The 7,819-nt window shown below is 57.6% G+C and carries 3 protein-coding genes and 1 pseudogene; 3 read left to right on the top strand and 1 reads right to left on the bottom strand.

What is annotated here, in order from left to right; translation table 11 throughout:
• Positions 1-714: 714 nt before the first annotated feature.
• Positions 715-2,811 (bottom strand): amidohydrolase family protein, encoded by a 2,097-nt coding sequence (locus CLV89_RS21735; RefSeq protein ID WP_106165683.1) that lies wholly within the window; start codon positions 2,809-2,811, stop codon positions 715-717.
• A 284-nt stretch (positions 2,812-3,095) separates the two neighbouring features.
• On the opposite strand from CLV89_RS21735, the gene CLV89_RS21730 reads away from it, so the two are divergent.
• From CLV89_RS21730 to CLV89_RS21720, 3 genes and pseudogenes are all read left to right on the top strand, one after another.
• Positions 3,096-3,728 carry a tyrosine-type recombinase/integrase gene (locus CLV89_RS21730; protein ID WP_106165682.1) on the top strand — a complete coding sequence of 211 codons (633 nt, stop codon included), beginning with the start codon at positions 3,096-3,098 and terminating at the stop codon, positions 3,726-3,728.
• Positions 3,729-4,349: 621 nt separating this feature from the next.
• Complete coding sequence (locus CLV89_RS21725) at positions 4,350-5,846, top strand: insecticidal delta-endotoxin Cry8Ea1 family protein (RefSeq protein ID WP_106165681.1); 1,497 nt, start codon at positions 4,350-4,352, stop codon at positions 5,844-5,846.
• Positions 5,847-6,145: 299 nt separating this feature from the next.
• Positions 6,146-7,501: pseudogene (locus CLV89_RS21720) on the top strand (transposase).
• Positions 7,502-7,819 lie beyond the last annotated feature (318 nt).

Below are 7,819 nucleotides of genomic sequence, written 5' to 3'. Positions count from 1 at the left end.
CCAGTTTCTGGTCTTGTAGGTTGGGGGTGTCGGTCTGCTCATGCAGCCCAGCTACCACGCTGGATTCACGAGATGAATCCCTCAAAGGATTTGTGAAACAGAGCCCCGTCACTTGCATCGCCGAAGGCCACCATTTCATAGTCGACTTCTTTCGACGCTGACGCATGTTTGAATTTTTGCGAGTGCACGGTGTTTTCCCAGCATGATCTAAAGTGGCACTAGGATACATTATCGCGGCCAATAGGAGAACTCGTCCAAGTAGGTTGGTCTGGGCTCACAGCGGACTTGCCGCGATGCGGCTGCAAGGGTTCAGCGAATCCGTACCAGATCCAAGCGGCCAGATGACGCCAGCCAGCCCGAATACGACATTCATGCAAGGTGCAGCGATACCTTTGCTGCAAGCGCGAACGATCTCCTGAGAGCGTACCTTCAAACGGCTCCGATGACCAAGGCGATGCCGCGCTCAGCTCAGATGTCAGCTAAGCGCAGATAGTAACCTTTGCAAAATCTGGACCAAAGCCCCAGGTTTCTAGTCGTGATCGGCCCACAGCGGTCACTCGCCAAGGTGTCCGGCGCCGCAATGCAGCTTCGCCAAACCGGCCATTTGTCTATGGCGCATCATTTTCGAAGGGTGAAAGGTCGGCGGTGCGGGACTTTGCTGACTTTCCTATAAATCGAACAAATGTCTTCATTTCGTCGAACACTTTGCTCTAGCTACTTTTTGCCAGAGCTATCCGTTACAAGCGAAGCGGTCATGATATCGCTCAAAGTGCGCGCTATACAGGCACCGGAGTGCGGTGCGGTCGCGAAAAGTGAAGGACGCATCGCGCTGAACGATCTTGGGGCGCCCTGCATTTCGTGTGACACGGTGAAGATGCGCAGAAAATCGGCATAAGGGTCCGTGCCGTCGTTGCGGGGGCGATAGTTCAGACGCCCTTCGCGCTGACTGGCTTCATAGATTGTATCGCCTTCCTTGATCGTTTCCAGCACCACGATGGTATCGAGCGTTTCGGGGTCAATCGCTGTGGGGTCTTTGGACAGAATAACCAGATCGGCAAGTTTACCGACCTCTAGCGATCCTTTGCGACCCTCTTCGAAATGCTGATACGCGGGCCAAATCGTAAGGGATTTGAGTGCCGTCAACACATCGACCCGCTGCGCCGGACCGATGATGTCGTTTGAGCGCGACCGACGGGTCACGGTGGCATCAAGAATGCGCATACTGTCGGGAAAAGCCACAGGCGCATCATGGTGACTTGAAAACATCATGCCACGTTCGCGAACCCATCCGGTGGGCGAAATGTTATCCGCTGCCACGGGACCAACCGTGCGATCACGGTGCCAATCGCCCCAATAGAAAGTGTGCATGGGAAACAAGGACGGGAAAACATCCAGTCGGTTATAGGCATCCACCTGATCTTCGCGCATGAACTGCCCGTGGATCAGAACCGGGCGTCGGTCGGCTTGCCCGTGCGTTTGCGTCGCGGTATCTATGGCGCCGATCAAGATATCCGACGCGCCCTCACCATTGGCGTGTACAAGGATTTGAATGTTGTTTTCGAACGCCCAGTCGATGGCGTCAAAGACCTGGTTATTCGATGCCGAAGCATAGCCTGCATAGTCCGCCCGAAATCCTTCGGGTGGGTTGTAATACGGGCGGTCGCGCAGCGCGGTGAAGCCCTGCGGCGAGCCGTCGATGGTCAGCTTGGCTCCCCCGACGCGGAAACGGTCTGTATAGTTGCGGGAGTGGTTCGCCCGAATATAGTCGCGGTCCACCAACACATCGGGATAGGTCACCACATCTATGTCCAGCCCTTCCTCGGTGGCGACCGCCTGCATCAGGTTAGCCACAGCGGGGATCGAACGCCCTTCCTGTGCTGTGGTGTATCCGAAAGAAGAGATCAATTCGACGCCAGCGCGGAAAATCGCGCGGTTGGCCTGTTCATCCAGCCCGCCCAGCAAGCCGCCAATCACAACAGTTGCCGCGTTCTCTTCCAGCACGCCGTTGGGTTCAGAGCTGCCCTCCCGCCGCCGGATCACACCGCCGGCGGGGTCTGGCGTGTAAGCAGTGATGCCCGCCAGTTCCAGCGCCTTGGAGTTCGCCACGCCAAGGTGACCGGATTGGTGAACGACATAGACCGGTATGTCGGTTGAGACAGCGTCGAGTTCGTCCCGCGTCGGGTGACGCTGCTCAACCAGCTGTGCGTCGTCATAGCCGAAGCCAAGGATCAGACCTGCGGCACCGACACGCTTGGGTTGGGCTTCGGCAAAGTCGCGCAGCACCTGCTGTAACGTAGGGATGTCATTCACCGTGCCGTCGGGTGCGGGCAGCATGTTGGCCGACAGCGCCTGTATGCCGATCATGAATACATGGCCGTGGGCGTCCACGAAACCGGGGATCATGGTGCGGCCTGCCAGATCAATGATCTCAGTCTCAGGGCCCTGAAGGGCTGTTACGTCGTCCGCGTCACCAACGCTGATAATCTCACCGTCTTTTTCTGCCAACGCTTCAGCGCGCATCGCGTCATCGTTCATGGTCAGGATTGGGCCGCCCAGCCAAATGCGGTCGGCAATCAGACTGCGTTCCTCAACGGAGGCATGTTGTTCCCGGAAATACGCCCAAGCGTCGACCTCACTGCCGTCGGCGAGGGTGCAAATCCCGCGTTGGCCACCGGTATCCTCTACGAGGAAATATGACCCACCTTGTTCAGTGCAAAATTTAGCGGCAGGGTTGGAGAGCTCCAAAGCGGTTGCATTGCTTGTGAAACAGGCCACGATCAAACTGGCTATAACTGAGACGTAACGGAGCATAATGGAGAACCCATCTATTTAAGTGATCTGCGCAGTAACGTTGGCGCGTTGAGTTCCGCCAGTCGGGCCGTTCTAAGGCCCCGGGGAAAATCGAAAACACTCCTGCACTATCGGGAAGGTTGCAATCACCTGTCAAGCGTCGCAGCGGACATTGGCGTCGACATGCGCGTCAGTCCAAGTAGGCTCGAAGTCGCCCCCGGATGCAACGCAGCATCATGTGATATGATGTCTTGTCAACGTCGGGTTGTCGATGAAGGAGGGCGTGGTGGATCGGAGCATCCATCATGCAAACCCCCAACTTACCCGCCATTCGCGCGCTGCGTCCTGCTTGGAACAAAGGCCGGATCGTTGGCCAGAAGAGGCCACTGAAGCCCAAACACGTCTGGGCGATCAGGGTGCGGCTGGAGCTGGACGAGAACCATCGCGATCTGGCCCTCTTCAATCTTGCCATCGACAGCAAGCTGCGCGGCTGCGATCTGGTCAAGATGAAGGTGGTCGATGTCATGGCGTCAGGCCAAATTAAGGACCGCGCGTCGGTTCTGCAGAGTAAGACGCAGAAACCGGTCCGCTTCGAACTATCTGAAGGCACGCGAGCATCGCTCGTAAGGTGGATGCGGGAGTCGCTCATGGTCGGCTCCGAGTATCTTTGGCCCGGGCGTTTTCACGAACGGCTTCACATATCGACCCGCCAATACGCGCGTATTGTCCGTGAGTGGGTGACATCCATTGGTCTGGAGGCCAGCGCCTACGGCACGCATTCGATGAGACGAACGAAGGTGACCCAAATCTACAAGAAGACGGGCAACCTGCGGGCAGTCCAGCTGTTATTGGGCCATACCAAGATGGACAGCACCGTCGGATACCTTGGCGTCGAGCTTGAAGATGCGCTGGCTATCGCCGAAGCTATAGAAATCTAAAGGCATGGGCCGCCTTAGCGGACGGCCCTTAGCTGCTGGTCAAACGTACATTCATGCAGCGTTGCGGCTTCAGCAAAGCGACCGTGCATTATATTGATGGCATCACCAGCCCCTCATCGTGAGACTGGCGGAGAGCTCTAGTTTCCGGCGCTCCAGCATTGGGAACTCGAGCAAAGGCTAAAGAGTATCCAGCGCCGCCTGATCACGATCTGGGCGCGGGGGGTGCGCCATGCTCGCAAGATCACCTGCCAATCGGCTGAGGTGGCTGTGCCATACAACGTGTTTGGCCAAATACTCGCCGTCATCCACGTCCTCACGCCACCGCCGAGGCCTGCATGACGACCCAATCGAAGAAAACCGAACAAAAGTGGCCCGACGGATTTGTCTTACAGACGCCCAAATGGATCGAACTTGGTGAAGAACGTGAACGCCATGGCTAAGAGGCCGCTACAACGACCAGCCGCACAGCCGGTCAGACCGTCAGCCTTGAAGATGGTCGCCAAATCCACCACCGTGCGTCGGAACCGACGTAACTCTGGAGGTATCAGTTAAAGCTTATCCGTGCATGCTGGTTTCAGCCCTGCCGGATGATGGAACAAGGCCTTTTTTCAAGGAATTCACATGCTACACATTCCGCAAGCACAGACCCGAGCCACGATCACCCCCATGGTGGCGTCGGTTAATCAAGATATTGATATTGATGACTATACAACAGCGAAATTGGCGGAGGGGTTTCAGGTCCTGGGTCTGGCGAACACCGCGATCCGCGGGGTCGCAGCGGCCATCGTTGATGCTGGGGATGCCCCGCTATCCTATGCACACCCGGTCCTGTCAGGCAGCGATGACACGCGGCTGAAGCTACGCCTGCGCTGCGCGATTGACGAGTTGAACGCCGCATCACCGTTTTTGCCCGGCGAAACCCTGATCCAGGATCGCTTCGCCTTTCTGACCCGGGATTGGGACGTGTTTCCGGCTGGCACGGTCTTCGTCGACCGCCAGACGTCACAGGCGCGCCTGCTGTATGCGTTCCGCAATGTTGTGGTCGATGCCCAAAACGGCGATTTGCGGTTCGACAGCCCGGCGGCGGCGACACTCAGCGCCGAGGAACTGGGCCTGCACCATGTCGCCGGGATCACGGTACTGGCCGCTGCCACCCTGCCGCAGAGCATTGCCGTGGACGTGGCCAAGAAACTGGCTGACCAAATGGCCAAGGACGCGCTCAAAGGCATTACCGGCAACCTGACCCAGCTTGCGGGCGGGGTGATTGCGGGCGCGATTGCCGGGGCGATCATCAACACGATTTTGGATGCGCTGTTTCCCTCGGACAAGAAATCAACGGTGGATGCCTATTTCGAGGGCATGCAGAAGCTGATGCAGCAGGAGCTGAAACAGCAGACAATCGACGAGATCGCCGGCACCTTCGTGTCGCTGCGCAACGAGATGACCAATGTCTATGCCCCCGCGCGGTTGCAATCCGACCTGAGCGTGCAGCAGGATCGTAAGAACCTGTTCGATTATCATCTGCACGATTATTCCAACACGTTTTTCCAAGGCACCAACGGAATGTTGGGCACGCTGATGGACGAAAAACACCAGCTGGCCTGTTTCCCGGTGTTCTTGCTGGGGGCGGGGATGCACCTCGCAATCCTGCAGGAGATCGCCAATGTCGACCCGACCAACACGGACGAAAAATTCGACCCTCTTAAATCCAGTTATGGCGTGCCCAAGACCGGATCGGTCGCCAAATACGCCAAGCAATATGCCGATCACGCTGATGACGTTTGGAAGAAAATCCGCGAAAAACGAAAAAGCCGGGTGAAATACGGGGTCGAGACCTGGGCCGTGTACCGGCACTGGTATCACAAGGGCTACTACGCTGACGAGGCAATTGACCCCGACAAGCACCTGAACCTGATCAAGTACGAATACACCAACGACAAGGATGGCAAACCCATTCCAGTGCCTGGCAAGAGCGAGGCGGATGTGAAGGCGGCCATGGCGAAATATCAGGAAAAGGTACTGCAAGAGCTGGAGGACGGCCTGCCGGACCGCACATCCATCGTGTCTGGTTGGCGTAGTCTGATCGACCAGCCTTTGAACACCAATACCGGCAACTAAGGTCGTACATACCTGTCCAAAATATTCTGTCGTCTCAGACATCGCAGTGTCTGACGTCAGCGCCTACGCTGCATTGCAGCTTCCTCGAACCGGTCCTTGGCGGCAACGCGCAGCAGATCTGGCATGCCAAGGTCCGCAGTGCGCGCAGCGATCATCGGTGTGGAGTGCCGCTAAGGTCCGGTTTCTGCCGACGCTGTTGAAGAAGTCATTGTTGTGCTGCGGCAAGTCTCTCGATTCACTCAACTATGAGGGGATGGGAGGATTTCGGCATGATGGGCAGGCAATAAGCACCGGCGCAGCTGTTTTACGACTTCGATCTGGAGCGGCACGTCCCAGCCAACCACATGCTGCGCGAGATTGACCTTTTCCTGAATGGTGAGAACCTGCGCGAGGCACTACGCATCTTCTACAGCCACCTTTGTCGGCCCTTGATCGACCCCGAACTGATCATTCGGATGCTTGTGATCGGGTATGTCATGGGGATCCGTTCGGAGCCTCGGCTCTGTGACGAGGTTCATCTAAACCTTGCCTACCGCTGGTTCTGCCGGTTGGGTCTGGAAGGTAACGTGCCGGATCACTCGACCTTCTCCCGCTATCGCCACGGCAAGTTCAGGGAAAGCGGTCTTTTGCGGCAGGTCTTTGAGTCCACCGTTGAGCACTGCTTGAAAGAGTATCTGGTGTCGGGCGAGGGCTTCGCAGTCGATGCGAGCGTGATTTCGGCTGATGCCAACAAGATCCGGTCCATCGCGGCAGGGAACTGGAGCCCGGAGGCCGCGCGGTAAGCCGGAAACAGGGCGGCACGTGAATTTCTAGAGACACTGGATGACGCCGCCTTCGTGGCAGCATTGCCGGTCCAACCCAAGTTCGTGGCCACGTCCGATCCGGCTGCGCAATGGACCAGTGCTGAGGAACGTCGCCCCTATTTCGCCTATGCCACCAATTACCTGATCGACACCAAGAGCTCGGTGATCATGGACGTTGAGGCCACCCGTTCTATCCTCCAGGCCGAGGTTGGGGCTGCGCGTACGATGCTGGACAGGACCGAAAAACGCTTTGGCATCAAACCGGACTGGCTGGCCGCCGACACGGTTTACGGCAATGCCGAGAACCTTGGCTGGCTGGTCGAGAAACGTGGCATCATTCCCTTCATCCCGGTGATTGACGAATCTGAACGGACCGATGGCACGTTCTCGCGATCGGACTTCGAATGGGATGAGAAGAATGATCAGTATATCTGCCCTGAAGGCCATGCCCTCAAACAGTTCAGACGCAACTATTCCGATCCGGCACGGGGTCCGGATAATTGTGGGCGGAAGAAATACCGCGGCTTGAAGGCAACCTGCTTGGCCTGTCCATCCAAGGAGATCTGCTGTCCGAAAGCCGATGCCCGATATGTCACGCGCGAGCCCCATGAAGAGGCGCGCGAGTTCGCCAGGGAGTGCCGAAAGACCAAGGCCTACAAGGTGTCGCGTGATAAACGGAAGAAGGTCGAGATGCTCTTCGCACACCTCAAGCGCATCTTTGGTCTGACACGGCTGCGGCTGCGCGGACCAAACGGCGCCAAGGACGAATTCCTGCTCGCCGCCATCGCCCAGAACGTACGGAAATTCGCGAAGCTACGCCCGCGAAGCATCAAACAGGAGGCCGCAGCATGAGCTGAGCGGCTAACCGCGCTGGCCTGGTGGGCCGAGTGGCTGGTGAAGCGCTAGGCAAGTGCCGGCTGAGATGACACTGGCGGAAAATCCGTATTTTCCGCCAAGGGGGCCCACAGACCAGACTGGCCAGATCTGGCATGTTTATCGGATTGCGATTGTCGCTTCGTGGCACTTGCGCGCGAAAGGACCTAAGCGGGAGGGCCCTCGGGCGGGCAATCACGAACGGACAACTGAGGTCAGCCAGGCCTTGGCCTGGACGGGGGGCAGCTTTCCATCAGTGATTGCATCCAGCATCCGGTCGCACTCGTAGTTCAATCT

The sequence above is a fragment of the Tritonibacter scottomollicae genome, assembly GCF_003003215.1.
In the GTDB taxonomy this organism is placed as follows: Bacteria; Pseudomonadota; Alphaproteobacteria; order Rhodobacterales; family Rhodobacteraceae; genus Epibacterium; species Epibacterium scottomollicae.
The sequence above is the reverse complement of the archived record's forward strand: the minus strand, read 5'-3'. Positions and strand labels throughout refer to the sequence as shown.